Below are 24,560 nucleotides of genomic sequence, written 5' to 3'. Positions count from 1 at the left end.
CGGAGCGGACTGTGCTCCACCCCCATGGCGTTCGGTCATTCAACGCCGCTTTTCAGTCATCCATACCCAGGATTCATCGAACAGGTTCTTGATCCATGGCATTCACGGCGGCGTTCATCCCACTTGCCCCATGTACACCTCTCATCTCGTCACGGAGCGACTTCAGCAGCCGCTTTCCGCCGACCGTCGGTTCGGCCGCACCGTCCATCATGTCGAGTGCCTCGGGCACACCGTCCATGAATCCGGGAACGAGAAGGGAAAGGCCCACACGTTCGTACGTGTCGGCCAGCAGTTCGGAAAAGGGGACCTTGTCGTTCCGTTCCCAGGGCGGCCGATACTCCCAGGCCCCGTCCAGCGCGTAAAGATCCGTGACGTCCAGCAGGGCCCTGAGCCTGGCCCGGCGCAGACCGCGCAGCAGTCCCAGGGCGAGCGCACCGGTGTCCCCCGCCATCGGGAGTCCGACGGTCCCGTAGCCGTGCGGCCGCCTCGCGTTCCGGCCGGCGAGGAGCGGGGTCAGCGTGGTCAGGCTCTCCGCGGCGTCCGCCGCCTGCCCGGGAGCGGCCCTCTCCAGCAGCTCCCACGCCCGGCCGACAGCACCGGCCCAGGCCTCCGCGGCGGCCCGGCCCAGACGGGGCGCCGCCGGAGCCTCGAAGCAGTCCCTGTACGGGTCCAGGTCGTCGAGGGCGAACGCGGGCGCGCCTCCAGGGGCGAAGTGCCGCACCGCCAGCCAGCCGGGGGCGTCGGCCCCCCTGGGGACGATCCGCTCGGTGCCGCCCTCCGGCCGGACCGCGATCCCGTCCCCGGCGGCCCGCACCCGGACCCGGCCCGCCCCGCCGGGCCCGGCGAGCCGTAGTTCACCGATCGTGGGGAGGAAGAGCCTGCCGTCCCGGTAGTCCGCCGTAGCCTCGGCGCCGAGGCCGGACCGCACCGCCGCCGCCGCCACGTACGACGGCAGCCGCAGAGCCTGGCCGACGGCCTCGGGCCGTTCGGCGTGCAGCCCCTCCAGGGCGTCCAGCAGCCACGTACGCGTGTACGGGTGCGCCAGGACCCGGTCCAGCCCGGCCGCCCCCTCCTCGGAGGCCTCCAGTGCGCCCGCGAGCTCCCAGGCCTCGTCCCACCGGGCGCCCCCGCGGCCGCCCAGGGCCTCGTGGAGACGGGCCAGGAGCGTACGGGTCAGGTCGTGCTGCTCTGCGGCGAGTTCGCCCAGGCCGGTCAGGGCCGGGGACACCGCGGTTGCCGACGTGCGCGCCTCGATGCCCCGTACGAGCGCCTCGAGGTCCGCGCAGTAGACGGACGGATTGCCGAAGCCGTTCGCCGCGCGGTAGCGATGCGTGTAGAGCCCGCCGCCGCAGGACCGCACGACGGGGCACCGGCGGCACGTTCCGCTGACGCCCGCCAGACCGAGCTGCCGCACCCGGACCCCTGGGTGGGCGGCGACGTCGTCCAGCGAGTGCCGGAACACGTCGAATCCGGTGGCCGCCGCACCCTCGTAGGCACTCTTGAGCGAGTCGACCTGTTCCAGCTGGCCGTCCGTCTCGACGACGACCAGGTCCGTGGGGGCGAGTCCGAGCGACTCGGTGAGGCTGGGGCCGCCGCCCAGGGTGGAGAACACCGAGGAGAACAGGCGGACCGGCACCGTGCCGCCCCCCTCCTGCCAGCGGTCGAACACCGCGAGGAGCCACTCGGCGTAGGCCGTGGGGGATCCCCCGGGGCGGGGCGGCGGCTCCTCCCAGGTGGCGTGCGGGAGGAGGAAGTCGATGAGCGGGGGGTCGAGCGCGACCAGGGCGTCCAGCACGGCGTGCGGGTCGTTCGCGATGTCGACGGTGCACAGGAGCCCGAGATTGAGGTGGCGGTAGCGGTCCTGCCGGAGCAGCTCGACCGCTTTCAGCACGAGGGGGTGACTGCTGCGCCCGTCGGCGAACCGCCGGTGCCGGTCGTTGGCCGCCCGGTCGCCGTCGAGGGAGATTCCCACCCGGACGCCGAACTCGTCGAAGAGGTCGAGGTAACGGGGGCTGAGCTGAAGGCCGTTGGTGTGGATCCGCAGGTCGAGGCCGGCCACACCCGAAAGGGCGGATCCGAACTCCTCGCAGACGCGCCGCAGACGGGCGGGGCCCGCCAGCAGAGGCTCCCCTCCGTGCAGGATCACTGACACGGAGGGCAGTGCGTGTGCCTTCGCGTGCTCGGCGAGACGCTGGGCCGTCCTGGCGATGACGCGGTCGGAAACCGTCTTGGGCCGGGTTCTCCAGCTCTGGTCCGCGTGTTCATAGACATAGCAATGATCGCAGGCGAGGTCACACCTGCTGTGAACCTTCAGAACGATTTCGCGGAACGGGACCGCGGGGCCTGTCATTCCACCACTCTAGTGCAGCCGCACCATGAATCCGGCCCCTCGACTGCAGTAGCCGACCGGCCGAACGGGTGGAATATTCGACTGTTTTACGGCGCCGGTGGTCCTGTTTCCCCTACAGCGAGGAGTTGAATGTGGAGATCTCTGTCGGGCGGCCTCCCGCGGTCGCGAGCACCCGGCTCATCTTCCTGGCTGCGGCACTGCCGGATGCTTCGATCTTCGCAAGCGGCACACGACGCTTCGCGACAGCGAAGCTCGGGGTGGATTCGTAGGTCTTCACGGCCGTCCTTGATGGGCTCGTTCCGGACACGGAAACAGCACCGGCACCTGCACCATTGCAGTGTCCGGCGGCACGACTTTACTCTCATGGCCCCGGTGTGCAACTCGACTCGTACTGGCGCAACCCGAGCGATTTGCGGGACTGCTCCACATGGACGGTAACCCATTCATTCAAGGACCGGGCCGACCACTACATCGAATACAGGGGTGAACATGACGGCGATTCCAGGACCACTGCAGAGCATGGTCTTCAGGAGCGCTGATCTGCCCGCACTCTTCCACCACACCGACGCCGTCGCCGTCGCACGCCAGCGCGAGGCGGTCAACACCACCCGCGGCCAGCTGGCCCTGCTCGTCCTCGGCACCCTGCCCGCGGCCCTGCCCTGGCACGCCGAGATCGGGGCGGGCATCCAACTCCTCGATGGTATAGCGGTGTTGGCCTATCTCGGTGTCCTGATCGCGACCTGTCTGGCCTCCCGGCGCAAAGCAAAGTCGCATTGGCAACTCAACCGTTCGGCGGCGGAGTTCATCAAGTCCAACTGCTGGCGCTACGCCGTCCACGGCTCCCCCTTCGACACCTCCGTCGTCCATCCCGAGGCGGTGTTCGCCAGCCGGCTGGAGGAAGGGCTCCAGGAGCTCCGGAAGGTGGGCTGGGACGATCCGAGGGAGGAGCTGGGCGACTCGGGCGGCGGTCTCATCACCCCGTCCATGCGGGAGTTGCGCGACAAGGCGTTCACCGTACGCAAGGAGACGTACGTCCGGGACCGGCTGATCGAGCAGCGGCGCTGGTACCGCAGGCGCATGCTGGTGTCGCGGCGCGGTGCGCTCGTCTGGTCGGGCGCCATCGCCGCGCTGACGCTTCCGGCCCTGGTGCTCGCCGTGCTGCGGACCTTCGGCAGTGCCGGGTCGGTCGCGCTGACGGGGACGTTCTCCGCCGCGGCCGCGGCCTGTCTCGCCTGGAACGAGACGCGCCGTCACCACCCCCTGGTGACGGCGCACTCCCTGGTCGAGGAGGACCTGGAGAACATGCAGGCCGCGATGGAGACCACCCTCACCGAGCGGCAGTGGGCGGCCGCCGTCTTCGAGACCGAGCGCATCGTCTCCCCCGAGCACACGGACTGGCTGGTCAGGCACCGGGTGTGAGCGCGGGGGCTCAGGCGCGTCGCACGCCGTCGCGCCAGATGACGGTGACCGGCCGGCCGAGGCTGCGGGCGTACGTCACGATGTCGCCGGTACCGCCGAGGCCCCGTGCGGGCAGGCCGTCCCAGACCGCGAGCAGCCGGTCGCAGTGGTCGGCGATGTACGCTCCCGCCGCGTAGTAGGCCTCGTCGGTGGAGTGGGGGAAGTCCATCCGGACCTCGCGTGCGGCCCGGGCCTTGAGGGTGCGGTAGCGCGCGAGTTCCGCCTCGTCGAAGCCGGCCTCGTAGTCGCCGCTGGGGATGACCACGGTGAGCTCCGCTCCGTGGGCCAGCGCCAGGTCGGCGAAGAGCTGGTCGGCCCCGACCGCGAGGCTGGAGAGCGCCTCCAGGGAGTCGTCGTGCCCGCACAGCGCCGCCCGCAGCTCCTCACGGACGTGGGCGTGGACCTCGTGGGGGATGGAGCGGTGACCGGTCACTCCGATGCGTTTCACGGATCTGGGACCCCCTGGTGTCTGCGGGGATTCCGGAGGGCGTCCCTCCGGACCGGCACAGCGTCCGCCCCCGTGGTACCTCTGCGACCGACCGTCCTGACATCCTCTCAAAAGCCGCGGCCCGGAGGGGAGCCCCCGCCGGGGACCGGCGGGGGCTCACGGGAGTGCGGCGGTGCCCGGACGGGTCAGAACACGCTGACGCCGTACGCGCTCAGCGCTTCGGTGACGGGCTGGAAGAAGGTCGTCCCGCCGGAGGTGCAGTTGCCGCTGCCGCCCGAGGTGAGACCGATCGCGAGGGTGCCGGAGTAGAGGGAGCCGCCGGAGTCGCCGGGTTCGGCGCACACGTCGGTGCGGATCAGGCCGTGGACGATGTCGCCGCCGCCGTAGTTGACCGTGGCGTCGAGGCCGGTCACGGTGCCGCTGTGGATGCCGGTGGTGGACCCCCGCCGGGTGACGGACATCCCGACGGTGGCGTCGGCGGCCGCGGTGATGTCCTGGCTGCCGACCGTGCCCGCCTTGGTGACGGAGGTGTTGGTGTAGCGGACGATGCCGTAGTCGTCGGTGGGGAAGCTGGATCCCGTGGTGGTGCCGAGGACCGTGGTGTGGGCCGAGTCGGACCACCAGGTGCCGGCGCCGTCGGTGCAGTGACCGGCGGTCAGGAAGTAGTACGTGTCGCCGCTGCGGACGTTGAAGCCGAGGGAGCAGCGCCACCCGGAGGCGTAGACGGCGTCACCGCCCGAGATGAGTTTGCCGAGCGTCCCGGGGGTGCGTTCGATCCGCAGGGCGCCCGCGTCGGTTCCGGCGGCCTTCCTGATCCTGTTGATGTCCGTCTGCGAGACGGTGCTGTCGGCGGTGACGAGGAGCCGTCCGGTCGCCGGGTCGACGTTCCAGGCGGTACCGGCGACATCGGCCCGGAGTACGGCCGATCCCGCGGCGCTGAGCCGGCTGGTGCTGTAGGTACCGGGCTGGTCGGCGTCGGCCGCGGGTACGGCGAGGGCGGCGATGGCTGCGAGTCCTGCGGAGACGGCCGTGATCCGGCCGATCCGGCCCAGTCTCGCCGTGCTGCCGTTGCGGGGGTGGTCGGTGCGTTTGATCCTCACTTCTCGTCCCTCCCGAGGGGATCGGGGGCCCGCCAGTGGGGTGGTCGGACCCGTGAGGCGCGGTCAGGGGCACGGATCGCCTTCCGACAGGCGTTCGGATTCCGGAGACGCCGTGCTCCTGACGGACGCTGCTCGGGAGTATTGGGGCGCGTCAGCATGCCACGCAAGATGGTGTTTTCAGCCGTTTCGGCCCGCACGGACTTCCGCCCCGGCAGCCCTGGGGCTGCCGGGGCGGAAGTGCCGGACCTCGCGTCCCGGAGGGGGCGGGAGAACCGTCGGTACGGCTCCGGCACGGCGCTGCCCCGCCGGTCACCCGCCGCCGCCTCCGCGGCCCGCCGTCCGGCCGGTCACCGGTCGGTGCGGCGGGGACCCGCCCGCCCGAGTCCCCGCCGCCGGTACGGTTCCGCTCCCCCGCCGGGTCCCGCCCGCAGGCGCGGGCCCCGCGCCGGGGTGGCACCCGCCGGCGAGGACGGTCCCCCGCCGCCCGGTCACCCGTCGATGCGGTTCCGCTCCCCCGCCGGGACGGCCACCGTCAGGGTGTTGCCCGGCGGCGGGAAGGGGCAGATGAAGTGGTCGGCGAAGGCGCACGGCGGCAGCAGGGTGCGGTTGAAGTCGACCCGCACCCGTCCGTCCCCGTCGGGCGCCGGGGGCCGCAGGAAGCGGAAGCGGTAGCTTCCGTTCCCGCTGGTGGCGTCGGCGAAGACGGCCCAGAGCGAACCGTCGGGCTCGACCGCCACCTGGAGGGTGTGCTCGCCGCCGTCCACGGTGAAGGAGATCTCACCCGAGAGCCCCAGCCCCCGCTCGCGCCCGTCGGCGTTCTCCACGCGGACGGTCCGGTCGGAACCGTAGGGGCGGAAGGTGCCGTCCAGCGACCACTTCGGGGCGTACGGGGTGGCGTCGATGGTCCGGAACCCCTGGCGGGCCGGGGACCGCGGGTCGAAGTCCCGTACCGCCCAGAGGCCTTCACGGCTCAGCACCACCAGTCTGCGCTCGCCCCGCGCCACCCTGGACGCGTCGACGGGTCCCCGGTCGGCGCCCAGCCGGACCTCTCCGGCCAGGGGCTTCCCGTCGACGGTCAGCCCGTCCTCGGAGGTGGCGGTGAGCACCACCTCGTCGCCCTCGTCGCGCCACAGCCCGGGTACGGCCGGAATTCGTCCCTCCGGATGGTCGGCGAGCCAGTGGGTGCCGGTGAGGGAGAGCGGTCCGTGCGGCGCGGCCACGGCGACGATGCGCCCCTCGTGCCAGCGCTGCCAGGCGTGGAAGTCCTCGCTGTCCTGCTGTGCGTCCGTGCTCATGCGGTCAACCCTTCCACACCGGCTCGGCCAGGCCGAGGTGCGACCTCAGCGTGGAGCCGGTGTATTCGGAGCGGAAGGATCCGCGTTCCTGGAGGAGCGGGACGACCCGGTCGACGAAGTCGTCGAGTCCGCCCGGGGTGAGATGCGGTACGAGGATGAAGCCGTCGGCCGCGTCGGCGGCGACGAACTTCTCCAGTTCGGCGGCGACCGTCTCCGGGGAGCCGATGAACGACTGCCGCGCCGTGGACTCGATGACGGTCCGGCGGATGGACAGCCCCTTCGATTCGGAGAGCTCCCGCCAGCGCGCCGCCACGGCCGGCGGGTCGGCGACCCGGACCCTGCCCTGGACCAGGCTCGACCCGGGGTCGGGGTCGATGCCGGGGAGCGGCCCGTCGGGGTCGTACGAGGAGAGGTCCCGGCCCCAGACCTGTTCGAGGGCGAGGATCGCGTTCTGCGGGGAGACCTGCTGCTCCCGTATCGCGGCGGCGTGGTGCTGGGCCTCCTCGTCGGTGTCGCCCAGGACGACGGTGACGCCGGGCATGATCTTCAGGTCTCCGGGCTGCCGGCCGTACGCCGCGAGGCGCGCCTTGACGTCGGCGTAGAAGGTCCGCCCGGCCTCCAGGGTGCCGTGCCGGGTGAAGATGACGTCGGCCGCCGACGCGGCGAACTCCCGGCCCTCGTCGGAGTCCCCGGCCTGGATGACGACGGGGTGCCCCTGGGGTGAGCGGGGAACGGTGAACTCCCCGGAGATCTCGAAGTGCTGCCCGGAGTGCGCGACGGGCCGGGAGGTGCCGTCCGGTGTCCAGGAGTCCCACAGCTCACGTGCGGTGGCCACGAACTCCGCCGCCCGGGTGTACCGGTCGGCCCGGTCGAGGTATCCGCCGCGGCGGAAGTTCTCACCGGTGAAGGCGTCCGAGGACGTGACCACGTTCCAGGCGGCGCGCCCCACGCTGAGGTGGTCGAGGGTGGCGAGGCGCCGGGCGAGTTCGTACGGCTCGTTGAAGGTGGCGTTGACCGTGGCGGCGAGGCCGAGGCGTTCGGTGACGGCGGCCAGGGCGTTGAGGACGGTGAGCGACTCGGGGCGGCCCACCACGTCGAGGTCGTGGATGCGGCCGTTGTGCTCGCGCAGCCGCAGCCCCTCCGCGAGGAAGAAGAAGTCGAACTTCCCTCGCTCCGCGGTCCTGGCCAGGTGTTCGAAGGAGGTGAAGTCGATCTGGCTCCGGGAGCGGGGGTCGGTCCACACGGTGGTGCTGTTGACGCCCGGGAAGTGGGCGGCGAGGTGCATCTGCTTCATGACGTCCCCCCGGAGGTCCTGGCGAGCGCGTAGCGGTTGGCGGGCCTGCCGAGGCCGAGGTGCTCGCGGAGGGTGCCGCCCGGGTAGAAGGTGCGGAACAGGCTGCGGTGCTGGAGCAGGGCGACGGTTCCGTTGACGATCCTCTCCAGGTCGCGCGCCGGTGTGATGGGGGTGAGGTGGAAGCCGTCCACGGCTCCGCCCCGGTGCCACTGGGTGATGAGCTCGGCGAGGTCCACGGGCCCGCCGCGGAAGTAGGTGCCCCGGCCCGCGAGCTGCGGGCCGCTCACGAGGCCGGGTTCGGGCGCGGTCTCGGCGTCCCCGAGGTCCACGGTGAGGGCGGCCAGGACCCGCAGGCTGTCGGGGTCCCGCCCGTGGGCCGCGGCGGTGCGGCGCACCTCGTCGCGGAGCGAGGCGGCCTGTCCGGGTGAGGTGGCGCGTACGTGGACGACGTCGGCGTGGCGCGCGGCGGCCTCGCGGGCGGGGCCGCCGGTGCCGTCGATGACGGTGACGGGCCGGCCCTGCGGGGGCCGGGGGACGATGGCGGGGCCGCGCACGGAGAAGGTACTGCCCTCGAAGTCGATGTAGTGCAGCTTGTCGCGGTCGATGAAGCGGCCGGTGGCGACGTCGCGGATCTCCGCGTCGTCCTCCCAGCTGTCCCACAGCCGCGCCCCGGCGTCGGCGGCTTCCCCCGCCTCCTGCCAGAGCGCGGCGGCGGGTGCGGCGGGTCGCCGGCCGAACAGCCGGGCCTCGGCCTCGGTCGTCGACACGTCGGCCTGCCAGCCGGCCCGGCCCCCGCTGACCCAGTCCAGGGTGGCGACGGCGGACGAGACGTGGAAGGGCTCGGTGTGGGTGGTGGTGACGGTCGGCACGAGTCCGACCCGGGTGGTGGCCGGGGCGACCCGGGCCAGCACGGCGAGCGCGTCGGGACCGGGGCGCGCGAAGGAGTCGCCCAGGGTGACGTAGTCGAGGGTGCCCTCCTCGGCGAGGCGGGCCAGCGCGACGTGGGAGGCGGCGTCGTAGCGGGGCGGTCCCCCGATCTCGGCGGCGAGGTGGAGTGGCCTGGTGGCGGACATGCGGGACCTCTCGGGTCAGTTCTCGGTCTTGGGCAGGCCGGGCGGGTTGATCTCCGACTTCTGGACGGCCTCGTTGGACAGGCCCCAGCGCTTCAGCACCTCGGCGTACGAGCCGTCCTGGATGATGTGGTCGATCGCGGCGGCGTACGCCCCGACCAGGCCGCTGCCCTTCCTGGTGGTGGCGGCGATCTTGCCCTGGACGCCGTCGCCGGCGCCGGAGAGCGTGCCGATGATCTCGGACTGCCCGGCCGACGCGACGTGGTAGTTGGCCGAGGGGCTCGGGCCGAGGTAGGCGTCGATGCGGCCCGACTGGAGGGCCAGGTAGTAGTCGGTGTCCTTCTGGAAGTACTTGATGTCCACCGGCTTCCGCCCGGCCTTGACGTTCTCCTCGCTCCAGTCGACCAGGATCTTCTCCTGGTTGGTCCCGGAGGCGACGGAGACCGTCTTCCCGGCCACGTCGGCCGGGCCCTTCACCTTCCAGCCGGACCCCTTCCTGGCCTCGAAGGCGATGTTGTCCAGCCGGTACGTCGCGAAGTCGTACTTCTCCTTGCGCTCCTCGGTCACGGTGACGTTGGAGAGGACCCCGTCGAACTTGGAGCTGTCGAGGCCGACGAAGAGGTTCTCCCAGGAGACCTGCTGGAACTCCGGTTCCAGACCGAGGGTGTCCGCGATGAGGGTCGCCAGGTCTGTCTCGCTGCCGATCCGCGTCCTGTCGTCGGTGGCGTAGAAGCCGAGCGGTGGCGAGGCGTCGGCGCTCGCGCCGAGCCTGAGCGTGCCGCGTGCGCGTACGGCCGCGGGCACCTGCGCGGCGATGGCGTCCACCTTCTCGCCCCTGACGCGCTTCTGGTCGGGGCCGATGTTGATCCCGGTGTCCTTCCCGCCCTTGGGCCGGATGACGTCCTCGGTGGCGTCGCTGGTGCCGCAGGCCGTGAGCAGCCCGGCGGCGGTGAGGGTGGCGAGGACGGCGGTGAGGGTGCGGCGGACGGGCATGTGAACGCTCCTTGACTGCGGGGACATGGCTCAGAGGACCTTGGAGAGGAAGGCGCGGGTGCGTTCCTGGACGGGACGGTCGAGCACGTCGGCGGGCGGGCCCTGCTCGACGATCCGTCCCTCGTCCATGAAGACGACGGTGTCGGCGACCTCGCGCGCGAAGCCGATCTCGTGGGTGACGACGATCATCGTGGTGCCGCCGTGGGCCAGGTCCTTGATGACGTCGAGGACCTCGCCGACCAGTTCGGGGTCGAGCGCGGAGGTCGGCTCGTCGAAGAGCAGCAGCTTGGGTTCCAGGGCGAGGGCGCGGGCGATGGCGACGCGCTGCTGCTGGCCGCCGGAGAGCTGCTTGGGGTAGGACCCGGACCTGTCGGCGAGCCCGACGCGGGCCAGGAGCTTCTCCGCCGCGGCGACGGCGTCCTTGCGGGGGCGGCCCAGGGCGGCGACCGGGGCCTCGATGACGTTCTCCAGGACGGTGAGGTGCGGGAAGAGGTTGAAGTTCTGGAAGACGAAACCGATCCGGGTGCGCTGGCGCAGGACCTCGCGTTCGCGCAGCTCGTACAGCTTGTTGCCGGACCTGCGGTAGCCCACCAGGGTGCCGTCGACGCTGATCCAGCCCCGGTCGACCTTCTCCAGGTGGTTGATGGTGCGCAGCAGGGTGGACTTGCCCGACCCGGACGGGCCGAGGACGACGGTCACCTCTCCCGCGCGGACGGACAGGTCGATGCCGCGGAGCACTTCGAGCGGACCGAAGCTCTTGTGCACGGACCGGATCTCGACCATGGCGTCGGATCCCGTGGCTTCTTCTGCGGGTGCGCTCATCGCACGGCCCCCTTGGCGTAGTGACGTTCGACGTAGTGCTGGAGGACGGAGAGCACGGTGGTCAGGAGGATGTACCAGACCGTGGCGACCATGAGCAGGGGCACCACCCGGCCGTTGCGGCCGTAGACGACCTGGACCTGGTAGAAGAGTTCGCCGATCGCCATCACGGAGACGATCGAGGTGCCCTTGAAGAGGGAGATGATCTCGTTGGCGGCGTTGGGCAGGATGGAGCGCATCGCCTGCGGCAGCACGATGCGGCGCAGTTGCCGCAGCCGCGGGATCCCGAGGGCGGCGGCGGCCTCCAGCTGGCCGCTGTCCACGGCCAGTACACCGCCGCGGACGATCTCGGCCGCGTACGCCGCCTGGTGCAGGGCGAGTCCGAGGACGGCGGCGCTCATCGCGCCGACGAGGTTCATCGTGTCGAAGGAGAAGAATCCGGGCCCGAACGGGATGCCGAACTGGAGCTCCTTGTAGAGGTAGGCGAGGTTGAACCAGAACAGCAGCTGGACGATGAGCGGGATCGAGCGGAACGCCCAGATGTACGCGTAGGAGACCGCCCTCAGGAACGGGCTCGCGGAGAGCCGCATGAAGGCCAGCACGATGCCGAGCGCGAAGCCGGTCACGGTGCCGTAGAAGGTCAGCTGGAGGGTGACCCAGACGGCGTGGAGGATGGTCTCGGTGGTGACGAAGCGGGCGAAGACGTCCCATTCCCAGCCGGGGTTGGTGATCAGGCCGTTCAGGAACTGGGCGAGCAGCACGGCCGTGGCCGCGACGGCGACCCAGCGCCAGGGGTGGCGTACGGGGACGACTTCCAGGGCCGCGTACTCGTCCGCCGAGGGGTCCCCGGCGGCGGCCTCGGCCGGTGGGTGGACGGGTGGATCGCTGGTCAGCGACATGGTGGAGTTCTTTCTGCGACGGGAGGAGCGGGCGGGGGCCGTGCTCACGTGGTGGGGCGGTCCCGACAGGAGGGGTCGCGCAGGAACGCGAGTGCCGCCCGGGCGGTGCCGTCGTTCTGCCGGAAGGCCGGGCCGCCGGTGCGCGGCCGGGTGAAGGCGCCGCTGGAGCGCGCGGTGGTGTAGGGCCCGAGGGCGAAGCGGCGCGGATGGGCGCGGCCGTCGCGGCCCAGGATCCGGCCGTCGGCCGGGTCGACGGAGAGCAGCCCGGTGTCGGTTGCGGCCGCGCCGTCCGCGTACAGGCCGCTCAGCAGCGCGCTGCGGGTGCTGCGCAGCGAGGGGTCGGGCAGCCGGGCCTCGACCAGGGCGCGGGCTTCGGTGTACGCGCCGGGCACGGTGGCGCTGCGGGCGCGGAAGACGCCCCGCTCCTCGTCGGTCTCGACGGTCATGCCGGCGCCGAGGAAGCGGACGACGCCGGCCCGCGAGAGGGCGAGGAGCTGGTGCAGCCGGGGGCCGGGCGGGCCGGAGGCGAGGTAGCTGAAGAAGCCGTGCCACCGCTCCCCGATGTCGCCGAGCCCGGTCACCTGCCCGTAGACGGACAGGAGTCCGAGGAACACGGCGAGGTCGGGGCTGTGCCGGGGGTCGTGCCGGCGTTCCAGGTCGGCGGTGACGTGGGCGCGCAGCGCCTCCTGAAGCGCGTCGTACGAGGCGTGGCGGACCCCGTCGAGCGGCCGGTCGAGGGCGTCGAGGTCGAGCCGGTCGGCCGGGTCGGGGACGGCCGAGGCGACGAGGGCGGCGAGCTCGGGGCTGCCGGGCGCGGCGACGGCGTACTTCTCCTCGAAGTCGCCCCGGGCCATGGCGGTGCGCTCGGGGTGGGCGGTGAAGAGGCGGTGGTAGTGGGCGTGGCCCAGCTCCCGGGTGATCAGCGGCCACAGGTCGCGGTGGAAGTCGGGGGTGCCGGGGCGGGCGAGGATCTCCGCCGCCCGGTCGGGTCCGAAGTGGTGCGGCAGGGGCGGCCGTTCGCCGTCCCAGGGGTAGCCGATCTTGGAGCGGTAGGGGACGCCGCGCCGCGATCCGACGTACAGGACGGGCTCCCTGCCGGAGGGGATGTAGGTCCCTTCCTCGTGGCGTCCGCCGCGCCCCTCGGTGAGCAGCACCATCAGGTCGATGAAGGCGAGGCCGAAGCCGCGCACGAGGACGGGTTCGCCCGCCCGCAGGGCACCGAGGTCGGTGTCCGCGGTGAAGTCGGGTGGCAGGTGGACCAGTCGGTGGCGTGCGGCGAAGGCGGTCAGCTCCTGTTGTCCGGCGTCCGGCCGGGCGTCGAGGTGGCCGACGGTGAGGACGACGAGTTCGGCGGTGAGCGGTTCGTCCCGTCCCTGGATCCAGACCTGCTGCCGGCCGCCGCGTGGTCCGGAGAGGCGCACCGCGCGGCCGGTGTGCTCGTGGACGGTGATGCCGGGCGGGAGGGCGGCGAGGGCCCGTTCGTACACCCAGCGCAGATAGGCGCTCTGGAGCCGCCGGCTGGGGAAGTCCTGGCCGCCGAGGCGGTGTATCTCGTCCAGGATCCCGGGGTCGGCACCGACGGCGGTGCGCCCCTCGCGGACGTCGGCGGCCCAGGTGTGCAGGGCGGGGCCCGGGCTGACCGGCCCGTCGAGCGGGACGGTGTCGTCGGTGAACATGGTGACGTCCTCGGCCATGGAGTTCATCCAGAGCAGCGGGGACTGGTCCTGCCGCCAGATCCGGCCGCCGCCGGGCGGGTACGGGTCGACGAGGTGGATGTCCAGGGGCCGGTCGCCGTACAGCTCGGTGGCGTTGGCGGCTATGCGTTCGATGACCCCGGTGCCGCGCGGTCCTCCGCCGACGATGACGAGCGCCGGTACGCCGGTCACCGTGCGTCCGCCGTGCCGCGCGCGTAGTGGCGTTCGACGTAGTACTGGCCGATCGACAGCAGCGAGGTGACGGCCACGTACCAGAGGGTGGCGACCAGCAGCAGCGGGATGACCTCGTAGGTGCGGTGGTAGACGAGCTGCACGGAGTACAGCAGGTCCTGCACGGCGATGATGCTGACGATCGAGGTGCCCTTCAGCGTGCCGATCAGCATGTTCCCGGCGGGCGGGACGATGGAGCGCATGGCCTGGGGCAGCACGATGCGCCGGAGCCGGCGCCACGGTCCCAGGCCGAGGGACTGGGCCGCCTCCACCTGTCCGCGTTCGACGGAGAGGATGCCGCCGCGGACCACTTCGGCGGCGTACGCGGCCTCGTGGAGCGTGAGTCCGATGACGGCGACGGTGACCGGGCCGAGGAGGTCGACGGTGCTGACGCCCAGGATCCGCGGGTAGAGGGCTCCGATGTTGAACCAGAAGAGCAGCTGGACCAGGATCGGTGTGGACCGGAACAGCCAGATGTAGCCCCAGCTCACCCCCTGGAGCACGCGGTTGCCGGAGAGCCTGAACACCGCGAGCAGGGTGCCCAGGGCGAAGCCGAGGACCATGACGAGCCCGGTGAGCCACAGGGTGAGTCCGAGGCCCCGCAGCACGGAGTCGGTGGTGAGGTACGTGCCCACGACGTCCCACTGGAAGGCGTCGTTGCGGACGACGGAGACCAGGGCGCCCGCGAGGAGGATCAGGACGGCGGCGGCGGCCGCCCACCGGCCGGTCCTGCGCACGGGGACGATGCGCGGGACGGCGTCACCGGGGCGTTCGCCGGGCGGGGCGGGACGTGACAGGGCATGGGTTTCTGTCTGCGCGGACATGCGAGGGCTCCGTGGATGCAGAGATCGAACACGGGGCGTGCCTTCAGCGCGTGACACAACAGGGACCGGGCCCCTCAGCGCCGGTCCGCCTCCGAGAAAAGCGCCACCCCGGTGCTGTTGTCAAGCCTGTCCGGACTGTGAGCGGTACGTCTCACCTCTGTTGACGCGGAACCGGATGCCTGTTCCACTTGGGCCATGTATTCGCAGCTGTGGCTGGTCACCCGCTCCCACATCGACTTCGGTCGTGTGTGGTCCTGTTCCTGTTGAGCTGACCCCCCTGCGTCATCGGTTCCTCCCGCCCGCGCCCCCTGTCGGCCGCCCGGGCGGACTCCCCCGCGTTCCTTCGCGTACACAACACGGCTCCGCCCTCCCCTCGTTCAGCTGATCTCCCGCCCCGACGCTCCGTGCTGCCCCGGCAGCGGAGCGCGGTCGACGAACCCGGAGAAACCCCGCCATGCCCAGAACCAGGCAGACCGCCGCCTTCGCGCTGCTCACCGTGGCCGCCCTCTCGCTCACCGCCTGCGGATCGGGTGACCCCGCCGCCTCGCCGGCCGCCGCCGCGGGCAGGGGGAAGACACCGACGGCCGATGTGGTGTCGTCGGTGCGGCGGAACGACGCGGCGGCGAAGCTGCTGCCCGAGAAGGTGCGCTCCGCGGGGACCCTCTCGCTGGCGTCCAGCGTCGGAGCTCCGCCCGGGGCGTTCTACGAGGAGGACGGCAAGACGCTCGCGGGCGCCGACATCGACTTCGCGGACGCGGTGGCCCGGGCGCTCGGGCTGGAGCTGAAGCGGGAGGTCGCCTCCTTCGAGGCGATCCTGCCGGCCCTCGGCAGCGGCAAGTACGACGTGGGCACCGGCAACTTCGGGGTGACCGACGAGCGGCGGAAGACCATCGACTTCGTCACGTACATCAACGACGGGCAGGGGTTCGCCGTCCGTGACGACAGCGATCTGAAGGAGATCACCGACCTCACCCAGCTCTGCGGCCTGACCGTCGGCACGGGCGCCGGGACCACCTTCGAGGCGACGCTGGAGGAGAACAGGCACCGGTGCGCCGACGCGGGCGAGAAGCCGTACGAGGTCAGGACGTACGCCGACCAGGCCGCGGTCTGGATCTCGCTCCAGCAGGGCCGCAGCGACGTCCTGATGTCCACCATCAACGGTCTGCGCTACGCCGTGACCCAGCAGGAGGGACTGCGCTTCCTCAACGAGTTCAAGCGGCTCGACGTCGGCTTCGCCTTCCGGAAGGGCACCCCGCTGGCACCGGCGTTCCAGGCCGCGGTCAACGGCCTCAAGGACGACGGGACCTACGACCGCATCCTGGAGAAGTGGGGCACCTCGGAGTCGGCGATCGACACGTCGCGGATCTCGCCGCCCGAGATCGGATGAGACCGCCGGGTGCGGCCGGCTGACCGGACGTCAGCAGTCGCACCCGCAGTCACAGCCCTCGCAGCAGCCGCAGCAGTTGCCGCAGCAGTCGCACCCCTCGCAGCAGCCCTCGCACCAGTCGCCGCAGTTGCCCTTGTGGCAGAGCCCTTCGCGTTCCTGGCCGCTCCACGGGTCGTGGAAGGTACCCGCGCAGCACATCTGGCAGGTGCAGGCGAGACCGGCCCAGACCAGGCAGCCCGTCACGAGGCCCCGCCGGTTGCGGGGAGGCTCCGGGGGCAGGGGCGGTCCCGGCGGTCCGGTCGGCGCGAAGGGGTTGCCGGGCGGCGGGCCGAAGGCCCCCGAGGGCGCCCCGTCCGGCCGGTGCGCGCACGCCGTGGAGCCGAAGGCCCGGTCCACGGAGCGCCGCAGCTCGTGGACCAGGAGCACGTGCGCCAGCGCGGCGTCGGTGAACTCCGCGTCCCGCAGCGCGAGGCGCACCCCGTGCAGCGCGTCGTCGCACAGCCGGCGGGCCTCCGCGAGCGGTGTGCCGGTCGCGGTGAGCGGGTTCCAGGCACCCGACACGGCGTCAGCTTCCCTGTCCTCCACGGCGTCCAGCAGATGGGCGAGCCGCCCGAAGAGCCGCCCGGCCTCGGCGAGCGGCGCCGCGTTCCGCGGCCTGCCGGCGAGGACGGCGGTGTGCGCGAAGGCCGCCGCCGTGGCCGTCTCGGTGGGTTCGGTGACCGTCAGCAGCGGGGTGCCCGGCCCGGCGAGCGACTCGATCCCGGTCTGCCGGTCGACGGCGTCGACGAGGACGGCCGTGTCGAAGCCGAGCTCGGCACCGGTGCGCGCACCGGCCCTGTCCCAGCCCGCCGCGACCCGTCGCGCGGCGGCGGCCACCGGGCGCCGCTTCAACAGCCCGTCACGGTCGGCCACATGGTCGCGCACCTTCGCCGACGCCAGTACGAGCGACACGGCCGCGGCCAGCCTCGCCCCCTCGCCACGGGCGACCGGGGCCGTCCGCATCGAGCGCAGCGGACAGGGGCCCGCGGTGCGCCGCCGCCGTGCGGAACGCTCGCTCTGAGCCTCCGTCAGCACCGAGACGATGAGGCCGTCGTAGTTCGTGACGACCCGTGCGAACTGGCCGTGGTCGGCCCGCAGGGCGAGACAGAGACCGCACAGATGAGCCATCCACTCCGTCCGGAGTCCTTCGGACAGCCGATGGGTACAGGGCCTCACGATTCCGAACACGACGTTCCCCCGGGAGCTGTTCGTCCGCCGAGCCGTCGCTCGTACGTCTGGGCGTCGTGCATCGTATCGGCCGTTCAGTTCACCCGTACGCCCTCCATGTCACCCGTACGGACGGGAGCATCATATTTTCGTTCCGCAAGGCCCCTGATGCGGTAGGTACCCTGACGAATCGCCACATGTTCTGCACCAGTAGCGTCACGAATCGCCTGTGCGGCGGCTATCCCCTTGGCGCTGTATCCGCATCATGGACGACCATAGGGATAGGAAAGAGATGCGGAACACCAACGAACCGCGGTGAGAGGAGGCGTCCATGGGATCGGTGCGCAAGGCGAGTGCCTGGCTGGGCCTCGTGGAGGACAACGACGAGCGGTACTACGACGACGAGTACTCCGAGGATGCTGAGACCGGCACGAATCAGCCATGGGTGACCGACCCGCGGGTGCGCGTCGCCTCCGAGAAGGCCGAGGACAAGGGCCGCCGGATCGCCACCGTCACCCCGGACAGCTTCCGGGACGCGCGGGCCATCGGGGAGCTCTTCCGGGACGGTGTTCCGGTGATCGTCAACCTCACCGCGATGGATCCGGGTGACGCCAAGCGGGTGGTGGACTTCGCCGCCGGGCTGATCTTCGGACTGCACGGTTCGATCGACCGCGTGGCGACCCGGGTCTTCCTGCTGTCCCCGGCCCACACCCGGGTGGTCAACGGCGAAGCCGGCGGCCGGCCGGCCGACGGCTTCTTCAACCAGAGCTGAGCAGGGCGCTCGCCGGGGAGTCCTACCGGAAAGCGTCCAGGCCGGTGAGCGCCTTGCCCAGCACGAGCTGGTGCATCTCCACGGTTCCCTCGTAGGTGAGCACCGACTCCAGATTCGTCGCGTGACGCATCACCGGGTACTCCAGCGAGATCCCGTTGGCCCCGAGGACCGTCCGCGCGGTGCGGCAGATCCCGATGGCCTCCCGCACGTTGTTGAGCTTCCCGAAGCTGATCTGCTCCGGGCGGATCCGGCCGGCGTCCATCCGGCGCCCCAGGTGATGGGCGAGCAGGATGCCCTTGTGGAGCTCCAGGGCCATGTCCGCGAGCTTGGCCTGGGTGAGCTGGAACCCGCCGATCGGCCTCCCGAACTGCTCGCGGGACTTCGCGTAGTCCAGCGCGGCCTCGAAACTGGCGCGCGCCGCGCCCATGGCCCCCCAGACGATGCCGTAGCGCGCGTGGCTGAGGCAGCTGAGCGGTCCGCGCAGCCCGGTCGCCCCGGGCAGGACCGCGTCGGCGGGCAGCCGCACGCCGTCCATGACCAGCTCGCTGGTGACCGAGGCGCGCAGGGACCACTTGTGCCGGATCTCCGGCGCGGAGAAGCCGGGGCTGTCCGTCGGGACGACGAAGCCGCGGATGCCCCGCCCGCCGTCCGCCTCGCCGGTCTGCGCCCATACGACCGCGACTCCGGCGACCGAGCCGTTGGTGATCCACATCTTGCGGCCGGTGAGGATCCAGTCCTCGCCGTCCCGTCGCGCGTACGTGCGCATCCCGGCCGGGTCCGAGCCGTGATCGGGCTCGGTGAGCCCGAAGCAGCCGATGGTCCCGCCGGCCGCCATCCCGGGCAGCCACCGCTCCTTCTGCTCCTCGGATCCGAAGCGGTGGATGGCGTACATGGCGAGGGAGCCCTGGACCGAGACGAGGGAGCGGATCCCGGAGTCGGCGGCCTCCAGTTCGAGGCAGGCCAGACCGTACTGGACGGCGCTCGCCCCGGCGCAGCCGTATCCCTCCAGCGACATGCCGAGCGCGCCGAGCGACCCCAGCTCACGGGCCAGCTCGCGGATTCCGGGGAGCTCCCCGTTCTCGTACCACTCGGCGATGTGCGGCAGGACCCGGTCGGCGGCCCAGGTGCGCACGGTGTCGCGGATCGCGAGGTCCTCGGGGCCGAGCAGATCGTCGATGCCGAGAGGGTCGGCCGGGTCGAAGGGCTGCCCCTTCGAGGGGCCTGACGGCTTCGCGGACTCGGTGGTGGGCATGGTGCCTCCGGCGGCTCGCACGGTTCGGAAACGCGCCACCCCGCTAAAACTAGCAGTGGTAGTTACGACGCCGTACCGACGTTACGGCTCAGTGTGCCGCGCGTCCAGAGCCCGTGGCCTCGGCGGGTTCGCGCCGCGCGGGAAGGGGCAGCCGGGGCCCCCGGGCCTCCGGCGCGGGCAACGGACGGGGCCCCTGGCGGGACGCGGCGTCGGGCGCCGGGGCCTGCTCCGGCACGGTGGCCGCCGGCTCCCGGCGGACGCTCTTCGCGTCGGGGCAGTCCATGACGCGCGGCAGCCGCAGCGCGGCCAGCGCTCCGAGCAGCAGCAGGCCCGCGCTGACCAGCAGGGTGACATGCAGGCCGTCGACGAAGGCGTGCCGGGCCGTGTCCCGCAGGAGGTCGCCCACGGGACCGCCGAGGCGGCCCGCCACCTGGTAGGCCTCGCCGAGCGAATGCGACGCGGCGGATCCGGCGGCGGCGGGGACGCCCTCCTCGTGGACGCGCGAGAGTCCGGGGGCGTAAGCCGCGTTCATGACACTGCCGAGCAGTGCGATCCCCAGGCCCGCGCCCAGCTGGTAGGAGGTCTCACCGATCGCGGCGGCGCCGCCCGCCCGCTCCGCGGGGGCCTCGCTCAGCATCGACTCGTACGCCCCGAACAGCGTGGACTGGAGACCGAAGCCCAGCAGCACGAAGCCGGCGGTGAGCAGCACGGGCCGGTCGTGCTGGCCCATCAGGGTGAGGAGCAGCACCGACGCGGCCGTGAGCACGAAGCCCCAGCCGACCATCCGGCGCGGACCGATCCGGCTGAGCGTGTACGAGCCCGTGGCGCCGGCGGCCATCGCGGCGAAGGTCAGCGGCAGCAGCCGCAGGCCGGTCTCCAGCGGGCTCAGGTCCAGGACCAGCTGGAGGTACTGCACCGCGATCAGCTCCAGGCCGACCAGGGCCAGCATGGCGAGCACGATGCAGCCGACCGCCGTGGTGAAGGCGGGCCGGGAGAACATCGCGATGTCGATCAGCGGGTGCGCCCGCCGCTTCTGCCTGCGGACGAAGAGGACGACGAGCGCGGCTCCGGCGAGCAGCGGGGCGAGGGTGGCGAGGTCGAGCAGTCCCTCGCCGCCGCCGATCCGCTTGATCCCGAGGACGACGCCGAGCACTCCGGCGGCCGCCATCAGCGCGCCGAGCACGTCCCAGGGACCGTCGCCACCGCCCCGGGACTCCGGCAGCAGCCAGCGGCCGAGCGGGAGGATCAGCGCCATGAGCGGGATGTTGATCAGGAAGACCGAGCCCCACCAGTAGTGCTCGACCAGGAAACCGCCGATGACCGGCCCGGTCGCGGCGCCGACGGCGGCCACCGCGGTCCACACGCCGATGGCCATGGCGCGCTCGCGGCGGTCGGGGAAGACCTGGCGGAGTATCGACAGCGTGGCGGGCATGATCATGGCGCCGCCGACGCCGAGCAGGGCGCGCGCCGCGATCAGCACGCCCGGCGAGCCGGCCGTCGCGGCCAGGGCGGAGGCGACGCCGAAGAGCGCGTAACCGATCAGGAGGACACGCCGTCGGCCGACCCGGTCACCCAGCGTGCCGAAGAGGATCAGCAGCGAGGCGCAGACCAGAGGGTAGGCGTCGACGATCCACAGCAGGCCGACCGCGCTGGGCCGCAGGTCCTCGGTGACGGCGGGGACGGCGACGTGCAGCACGGTCGCGTCGAGCGCGACGAGCAGGAGGCTGAGGCAGAGGACGACCAGGACGACCCAGCGGTTGGCACCGTCGGCCGCCGCGCGCAGCCTGCTCACGGCCGTGGACGTCCCCGTCATGTACGTACCTCCCACACTGAGTCCCTCGCGCTCGGCAGACCTGCTGGGGATCCGGCTCACGGCGTCCCCGGGCCCGGCATCGACGGGCGAGTGAGCCGTCAGCGTACGCGAGTTCCCGGTGGTCACGCGTGGTGCAGCTCATACGTTCGCCGGCCACCGAGTGTGGCGTGCGCCACGTCGGCACCTGCGGGCGGGGCGGTGCCCGGGCCGCCGGACCGGGGCCCCTCCGGCGCGGCGGCCCGCCGGCCGGCGGCTCCCCCGAATGGCCCCGCGCGCGCCCGGCGATGATCACGCCGGGCCATTTCATCGACCCTCAAACATTTCTGCGAATAGCGGCCGGAACGAATAGCCGGGGCATGGAAACCATTCCCCGGCGCACCGGGAATGGATACCTGTCTGAGACAAAGTCCACATCACATCGTCATCACAAAGACGCGGGATCGACCGGATCACACACTCACTCGCTGTAACGTCCATTGGGTGCGTACCGACATCTTTGCCCGTCTGGACCGGGAGCCGGAACCGCCGAAGATAGAGAGCCCGCGGATGAGCCGTCACCGCATCGCTCTCTTCGGCGGGACTTTGGCGTTCTATCTCGCCATCGTCCTCGCCGTGCTGGTCTCGTCCCGGCTGGTGGCCCTCGACTGGAAGGTCATGCTGTTCCGGCCCTACCAGCAGTGGCCGCAACTCCACGCCTTCCTCGACTACTACGTCGTCCTCGGCCAGCGCGGCCCCACCGCCGTGATGGTGGCGTCCTGGCTCGGCTGGCGCTCCTGGCGCCAGCACACGCTGCGCCCGCTGCTCACGCTGGGCACGTCCCTGCTGCTGCTCAACCTGTCGGTGGGCGCGGTGAAGCTCGGCCTGGGACGGCTGGGACCGCACTACGCCACCCAGATCGGCTCTGCGGAGCTCTTCGCCGGCGGCGATATATTTCCCTCCGGGCACACCGCCAACGCCGTGGTGACCTGGGGAATCCTCGCCTATCTGGCCACCACCCCGCGCGCCAGGCGCTATCTGTCGGCGCTCTCCGCGTTCGTCTCGCTGGGCGTGGGGCTCACCACCGTCTACATCGGCACCCACTGGCTCAGCGACGTCCTGCTGGGCTGGGCGGCCGGCCTGCTGATCCTGCTCGCCCTGCCCTGGTTCGAGCCGCTGATCACCCGGACCGAGGCATGGATCCTCTCCGTGCGCGAACAGTGGCGGGCCCGCCGCCGCGGGCTGCGGGGCGCCGTCCCGGCCACCCCGCCCACGCCCGAGCCGGTCCTGCTGGCCCGTGCCCCGGGTGGCGGCGTGACGTCCGTGAGCGCCCCGGAGCCCGCCGGCGGTCCCGCGCCCGGGACGGCGGGTCATCAGGGCCCTGCCGCCCGCGCCCGGGCGCACCAGCCGCATCCCGTGCGTTCGGAGCGTTCTCCGCTGACTCCGGCGGGCACCCGGCGTCCGCCGCACGCGGACCGCTCCCCGCGCACCAGCGGGGGCCCGTCCCGGCCGGTGGCGGGCGGCCCGGTCGCCCCCTGACCCCGCGAGGACCGCGGCGGATCCGCTCCCGCGCACGGCGATGGCCCCGACTCCGGTCGGGGCCATCGGTCGTCGGGGGCCGGGTTCAGCCGACCCAGCAGCGGGTCACGGTCGAGTCGGCCACCTCGAAGTTGATGCGGCCGCCACGGAACTCCATGGTGATGACGGTGCCCGGCGGGAGCGCGCGGACCGTGCTCCAGCCACGCTCTCTGGCCTGCCGTTCGGCGGTCGCGGCGTCGAGGCCGACGTAGGCCCCGGGGTTGTCGTCCGGCTGGGGGGAAGGGCTCGGTACAGGTGCCATACCTCTCACCGTAGGCCGCCCCGCGCCCTGGCGGAAGCGGTGGTGGTCACCGCCCGGATGCATGTCCGTGTCCCCCGGCGGTCACGCTTGTGTCACAGGATCCCCACGCCCCTTTACGCCGGGCCGCTTCACCCGAACGAGCAGCCCGCAAGCACGGGATCCGAATTGGCCGGCCCTCACGGAAAGCGACCGGTGGCCGTCGGCCGGGAATTCAGGGAGCCGGGCGGACACGCGTGGTCCGCCTTTTCCGGGAACGCCGGAAAAGGCGAATACACGGGCGCGCCACCTGGAATTCACTCGCCCTTATGCGCGCCTTACTTTCGCCGCGCGGGCGGCCCGGGACGTCCGGCGGAAGGACGTCCCGGGCCGCGGCATCATCCGGAATGGAGCGGTCCGGGATACGGTCCCGGCCGGCGGGCCCGGGGCGCCGGGGCTCAGGCCCGCCCCCCGCGGATCACCCCCGCCGCCTTGTAACGCAGCGCGTACGCCCCGTCCAGGACGGTGCCACGGGAGCGGTGGAACGCACTCCGCAGCACGCCCTGCGACCTGCGTCCTCCGCCCCGCGCGGCGAGGTCGGCGAAGAGCCTCTCGTGCCGCTCGGCGATGGGCGCCGGGTCGAACCGGGCCGCCGAGGCCCGCGCCGCGCGGCCCATCCGGCGCCGCAGGGCGTCGTCGTCCACCAGGCCGAGCAGCGCCTTCGCGAAGGCACCGGAGTCCCCCGGCGGAACCAGCCGCCCGTCCACACCGTCCTCGATGATCTCGGCGGGCCCGTGCGGGCAGTCGGTGGACACGACCGGCACCCCGCAGCGCATCGCCTCCACGATGGTCATGCCGAACGACTCCCGCTCGGAGGTGACGGCGGCGATGGAGCTCCTGGGCCACTCCGCCTCCATGGGGTCGACGGACCCCATGAGGAACACCCGCTCCCGGAGTCCGAGCTCGTCGACGAGCCCGCGCAGGGCCTCCAGCTCGTTGCCCGACGCGTCGCCGGCCCCGTAGATCCGCAGCCGCCACTCCGGGCGCACCGCCGCGACCTCGGCGAAGGCCCGCACCAGCAGGTCGTAGCGCTTGACCCGGTGCAGCCGGCCCGCCGCCACGATCCACCGGGCCTCGCAGTCGGCCGGCGGGCCGGCGGGCTCGGGCACGCTGTTCGGGATGGCCTCGATCCGCACGCCCGGCAGGCGCAGCCTGGTGCGGTAGTCCCGGGCGTCGGCCTCGGTGACGGTGGTGACCGCGTCCAGCAGTCCGTACCGGTGGCTTATCTCCCGGCGGAGCCGGTAGCCGTGGCTCTCCAGCGTGAGGTGCTCCTGTCCGACGCGCACCGGCCCCCGCCGTGCCTGCCGGCTGATGTGGACGTTGAGGCCGGGGCGCGTACCGACGACGACATCGGCCTCCAGCGCGCCCAGATGGGCCGCGATCCGGCTGTCGGTGAGCCTGCTGTACTGCTTGTGCCGGGTGTCGCCGCGCGGGAACACCGAAGCGGGCCGCGCGTGTTCGGCCGCGTCCCCCTCGTACCCCGGACCGGACCTGCGCAGGTCCACGAGGTGACTCAGCCTCACCCCCTCGGGTGCGCCGAGCTTCGGGTCGTCGCGGTGCCGGAAGACGGAGACGACCTCGACGTCGTGCTGTTCCGCCAAGGTGCTGGCGAGCGTGAAGGTGGTACGGATCGTTCCCCCGATGCCGTACGCGTTGTGCAGCAGAAATGAAATGTGCATTACGTAGTCGTTTCCCCTGTTCGACTGGTCTGCAACGGACCCTACGTGGACCCGGGGCGAGCCACAGCATTCACACAGGAGTCGAACAAACTCGTGACAATTCGAACGAGAGGCCGTGTACCAG

Annotated in this window: 21 protein-coding genes; 4 read left to right on the top strand and 17 right to left on the bottom strand. The window is 72.1% G+C overall.

What is annotated here, in order from left to right; genetic code table 11:
* Positions 1-73: 73 nt before the first annotated feature.
* Together fxsBH and fxsA are read right to left on the bottom strand one after the other, a co-directional pair.
* Complete coding sequence (gene fxsBH / locus ACFVS9_RS21155) at positions 74-2,350, bottom strand: radical SAM/SPASM protein FxsBH, inactivated beta-hydroxylase extension form (protein ID WP_389934405.1); 2,277 nt, start codon at positions 2,348-2,350, stop codon at positions 74-76.
* Positions 2,351-2,462: 112 nt separating this feature from the next.
* Entirely contained in the window at positions 2,463-2,627 is a 165-nt protein-coding gene (gene fxsA / locus ACFVS9_RS21150; protein ID WP_389934403.1) for an FxSxx-COOH cyclophane-containing RiPP peptide, read from the bottom strand.
* Positions 2,628-2,869: 242 nt separating this feature from the next.
* Between fxsA and ACFVS9_RS21145 the strand changes: the two genes are divergently transcribed.
* The gene (locus ACFVS9_RS21145; RefSeq protein ID WP_389934400.1) at positions 2,870-3,769 is read left to right on the top strand and encodes a DUF4231 domain-containing protein; all 900 of its coding nucleotides are present in this window, start codon (positions 2,870-2,872) and stop codon (positions 3,767-3,769) included.
* A 10-nt stretch (positions 3,770-3,779) separates the two neighbouring features.
* Here ACFVS9_RS21145 and ACFVS9_RS21140 read toward each other — a convergent pair whose 3' ends face one another.
* The 10 genes from ACFVS9_RS21140 to ACFVS9_RS21095 all read right to left on the bottom strand — a co-directional run bounded on the left by ACFVS9_RS21140 (position 3,780) and on the right by ACFVS9_RS21095 (position 14,475).
* On the bottom strand, positions 3,780-4,256 hold the full coding sequence (locus ACFVS9_RS21140; protein ID WP_383118165.1) for a hypothetical protein: 477 nt from the start codon (positions 4,254-4,256) through the stop codon (positions 3,780-3,782).
* A 185-nt stretch (positions 4,257-4,441) separates the two neighbouring features.
* Positions 4,442-5,356 (bottom strand): S1 family peptidase, encoded by a 915-nt coding sequence (locus tag ACFVS9_RS21135; protein ID WP_389934397.1) that lies wholly within the window; start codon positions 5,354-5,356, stop codon positions 4,442-4,444.
* Between the two features lie 488 nt (positions 5,357-5,844).
* Positions 5,845-6,651 (bottom strand): DUF1684 domain-containing protein, encoded by an 807-nt coding sequence (locus ACFVS9_RS21130; RefSeq protein WP_389934394.1) that lies wholly within the window; start codon positions 6,649-6,651, stop codon positions 5,845-5,847.
* Positions 6,652-6,655: 4 nt separating this feature from the next.
* Positions 6,656-7,945, bottom strand: a complete 1,290-nt coding sequence (locus ACFVS9_RS21125) for an NtaA/DmoA family FMN-dependent monooxygenase (RefSeq protein ID WP_389934391.1) — start codon at positions 7,943-7,945, stop codon at positions 6,656-6,658.
* Positions 7,942-9,018 carry an LLM class flavin-dependent oxidoreductase gene (locus ACFVS9_RS21120; protein WP_389934389.1) on the bottom strand — a complete coding sequence of 359 codons (1,077 nt, stop codon included), beginning with the start codon at positions 9,016-9,018 and terminating at the stop codon, positions 7,942-7,944. Before ACFVS9_RS21120 ends, ACFVS9_RS21125 begins: the two co-directional genes overlap by 4 nt.
* A 15-nt stretch (positions 9,019-9,033) precedes the next feature.
* Positions 9,034-10,008, bottom strand: a complete 975-nt coding sequence (locus tag ACFVS9_RS21115; protein ID WP_389934386.1) for an ABC transporter substrate-binding protein — start codon at positions 10,006-10,008, stop codon at positions 9,034-9,036.
* 30 nt (positions 10,009-10,038) lie between these two features.
* A complete protein-coding gene (locus ACFVS9_RS21110) occupies positions 10,039-10,791 on the bottom strand; it encodes an amino acid ABC transporter ATP-binding protein (protein WP_389934580.1) in 753 nt (250 codons plus the stop codon).
* Positions 10,792-10,826: 35 nt separating this feature from the next.
* The gene (locus tag ACFVS9_RS21105; RefSeq protein ID WP_383117298.1) at positions 10,827-11,726 is read right to left on the bottom strand and encodes an amino acid ABC transporter permease; all 900 of its coding nucleotides are present in this window, start codon (positions 11,724-11,726) and stop codon (positions 10,827-10,829) included.
* A gap of 44 nt (positions 11,727-11,770) precedes the next feature.
* Positions 11,771-13,612, bottom strand: a complete 1,842-nt coding sequence (locus ACFVS9_RS21100; RefSeq protein WP_389934383.1) for an FAD/NAD(P)-binding protein — start codon at positions 13,610-13,612, stop codon at positions 11,771-11,773.
* A complete protein-coding gene (locus tag ACFVS9_RS21095) occupies positions 13,609-14,475 on the bottom strand; it encodes an amino acid ABC transporter permease (protein WP_389934380.1) in 867 nt (288 codons plus the stop codon). Before ACFVS9_RS21095 ends, ACFVS9_RS21100 begins: the two co-directional genes overlap by 4 nt.
* 454 nt (positions 14,476-14,929) lie before the next feature.
* Here ACFVS9_RS21095 and ACFVS9_RS21090 point away from each other — a divergent pair, with 454 nt between their 5' ends.
* Positions 14,930-15,862 (top strand): ABC transporter substrate-binding protein, encoded by a 933-nt coding sequence (locus ACFVS9_RS21090; protein ID WP_383117295.1) that lies wholly within the window; start codon positions 14,930-14,932, stop codon positions 15,860-15,862.
* A 30-nt stretch (positions 15,863-15,892) separates the two neighbouring features.
* Here ACFVS9_RS21090 and ACFVS9_RS21085 read toward each other — a convergent pair whose 3' ends face one another.
* The gene (locus ACFVS9_RS21085; RefSeq protein ID WP_383117294.1) at positions 15,893-17,089 is read right to left on the bottom strand and encodes a DUF5685 family protein; all 1,197 of its coding nucleotides are present in this window, start codon (positions 17,087-17,089) and stop codon (positions 15,893-15,895) included.
* A 310-nt stretch (positions 17,090-17,399) separates the two neighbouring features.
* Here ACFVS9_RS21085 and ACFVS9_RS21080 point away from each other — a divergent pair, with 310 nt between their 5' ends.
* The gene (locus ACFVS9_RS21080; protein ID WP_383117293.1) at positions 17,400-17,840 is read left to right on the top strand and encodes a cell division protein SepF; all 441 of its coding nucleotides are present in this window, start codon (positions 17,400-17,402) and stop codon (positions 17,838-17,840) included.
* A 22-nt stretch (positions 17,841-17,862) separates the two neighbouring features.
* Here ACFVS9_RS21080 and ACFVS9_RS21075 read toward each other — a convergent pair whose 3' ends face one another.
* The gene (locus ACFVS9_RS21075; protein WP_383117292.1) at positions 17,863-19,092 is read right to left on the bottom strand and encodes an acyl-CoA dehydrogenase family protein; all 1,230 of its coding nucleotides are present in this window, start codon (positions 19,090-19,092) and stop codon (positions 17,863-17,865) included.
* Positions 19,093-19,180: 88 nt separating this feature from the next.
* Positions 19,181-20,905 (bottom strand): MFS transporter, encoded by a 1,725-nt coding sequence (locus ACFVS9_RS21070; RefSeq protein WP_383117291.1) that lies wholly within the window; start codon positions 20,903-20,905, stop codon positions 19,181-19,183.
* 480 nt (positions 20,906-21,385) lie between these two features.
* Here ACFVS9_RS21070 and ACFVS9_RS21065 point away from each other — a divergent pair, with 480 nt between their 5' ends.
* Positions 21,386-22,420, top strand: coding sequence for a phosphatase PAP2 family protein (locus ACFVS9_RS21065; protein WP_383117290.1), 1,035 nt, complete (start codon positions 21,386-21,388; stop codon positions 22,418-22,420).
* 85 nt (positions 22,421-22,505) lie between these two features.
* On the opposite strand, the gene ACFVS9_RS21060 is transcribed toward ACFVS9_RS21065, so the two are convergent.
* Together ACFVS9_RS21060 and ACFVS9_RS21055 are read right to left on the bottom strand one after the other, a co-directional pair.
* Positions 22,506-22,721: an I78 family peptidase inhibitor gene (locus ACFVS9_RS21060; protein ID WP_383117289.1), complete on the bottom strand. Its 216-nt coding sequence runs from the start codon at positions 22,719-22,721 to the stop codon at positions 22,506-22,508.
* A 434-nt stretch (positions 22,722-23,155) separates the two neighbouring features.
* Positions 23,156-24,436 (bottom strand): glycosyltransferase family 4 protein, encoded by a 1,281-nt coding sequence (locus ACFVS9_RS21055; RefSeq protein WP_383117288.1) that lies wholly within the window; start codon positions 24,434-24,436, stop codon positions 23,156-23,158.
* Between the last annotated feature and the right edge of the window lie 124 nt (positions 24,437-24,560).

Source organism: Streptomyces sp. NPDC058008 (assembly GCF_042886395.1).
Classification (GTDB): domain Bacteria; phylum Actinomycetota; class Actinomycetes; order Streptomycetales; family Streptomycetaceae; genus Streptomyces.
This window is presented reverse-complemented; position numbering and strand designations above follow the sequence as displayed.

Bases quoted from the DNA above. Each gene is read 5' to 3' on its own strand.
- ACFVS9_RS21145 (WP_389934400.1), top strand. From the start codon at position 2,870: ATGGTCTTCAGGAGCGCTGATCTGCCCGCACTCTTCCACCACACCGAC.
- ACFVS9_RS21080 (WP_383117293.1), top strand. From the start codon at position 17,400: ATGGGATCGGTGCGCAAGGCGAGTGCCTGGCTGGGCCTCGTGGAGGAC.
- ACFVS9_RS21125 (WP_389934391.1), bottom strand. From the start codon at position 7,945: ATGAAGCAGATGCACCTCGCCGCCCACTTCCCGGGCGTCAACAGCACC.
- ACFVS9_RS21110 (WP_389934580.1), bottom strand. From the start codon at position 10,791: ATGGTCGAGATCCGGTCCGTGCACAAGAGCTTCGGTCCGCTCGAAGTG.
- ACFVS9_RS21120 (WP_389934389.1), bottom strand. From the start codon at position 9,018: ATGTCCGCCACCAGGCCACTCCACCTCGCCGCCGAGATCGGGGGACCG.
- ACFVS9_RS21095 (WP_389934380.1), bottom strand. From the start codon at position 14,475: ATGTCCGCGCAGACAGAAACCCATGCCCTGTCACGTCCCGCCCCGCCC.
- ACFVS9_RS21055 (WP_383117288.1), bottom strand. From the start codon at position 24,436: ATGCACATTTCATTTCTGCTGCACAACGCGTACGGCATCGGGGGAACG.
- ACFVS9_RS21105 (WP_383117298.1), bottom strand. From the start codon at position 11,726: ATGTCGCTGACCAGCGATCCACCCGTCCACCCACCGGCCGAGGCCGCC.
- ACFVS9_RS21130 (WP_389934394.1), bottom strand. From the start codon at position 6,651: ATGAGCACGGACGCACAGCAGGACAGCGAGGACTTCCACGCCTGGCAG.
- ACFVS9_RS21070 (WP_383117291.1), bottom strand. From the start codon at position 20,905: ATGACGGGGACGTCCACGGCCGTGAGCAGGCTGCGCGCGGCGGCCGAC.
- ACFVS9_RS21115 (WP_389934386.1), bottom strand. From the start codon at position 10,008: ATGCCCGTCCGCCGCACCCTCACCGCCGTCCTCGCCACCCTCACCGCC.
- ACFVS9_RS21090 (WP_383117295.1), top strand. From the start codon at position 14,930: ATGCCCAGAACCAGGCAGACCGCCGCCTTCGCGCTGCTCACCGTGGCC.
- fxsBH (WP_389934405.1), bottom strand. From the start codon at position 2,350: ATGACAGGCCCCGCGGTCCCGTTCCGCGAAATCGTTCTGAAGGTTCAC.
- ACFVS9_RS21060 (WP_383117289.1), bottom strand. From the start codon at position 22,721: ATGGCACCTGTACCGAGCCCTTCCCCCCAGCCGGACGACAACCCCGGG.
- ACFVS9_RS21075 (WP_383117292.1), bottom strand. From the start codon at position 19,092: ATGCCCACCACCGAGTCCGCGAAGCCGTCAGGCCCCTCGAAGGGGCAG.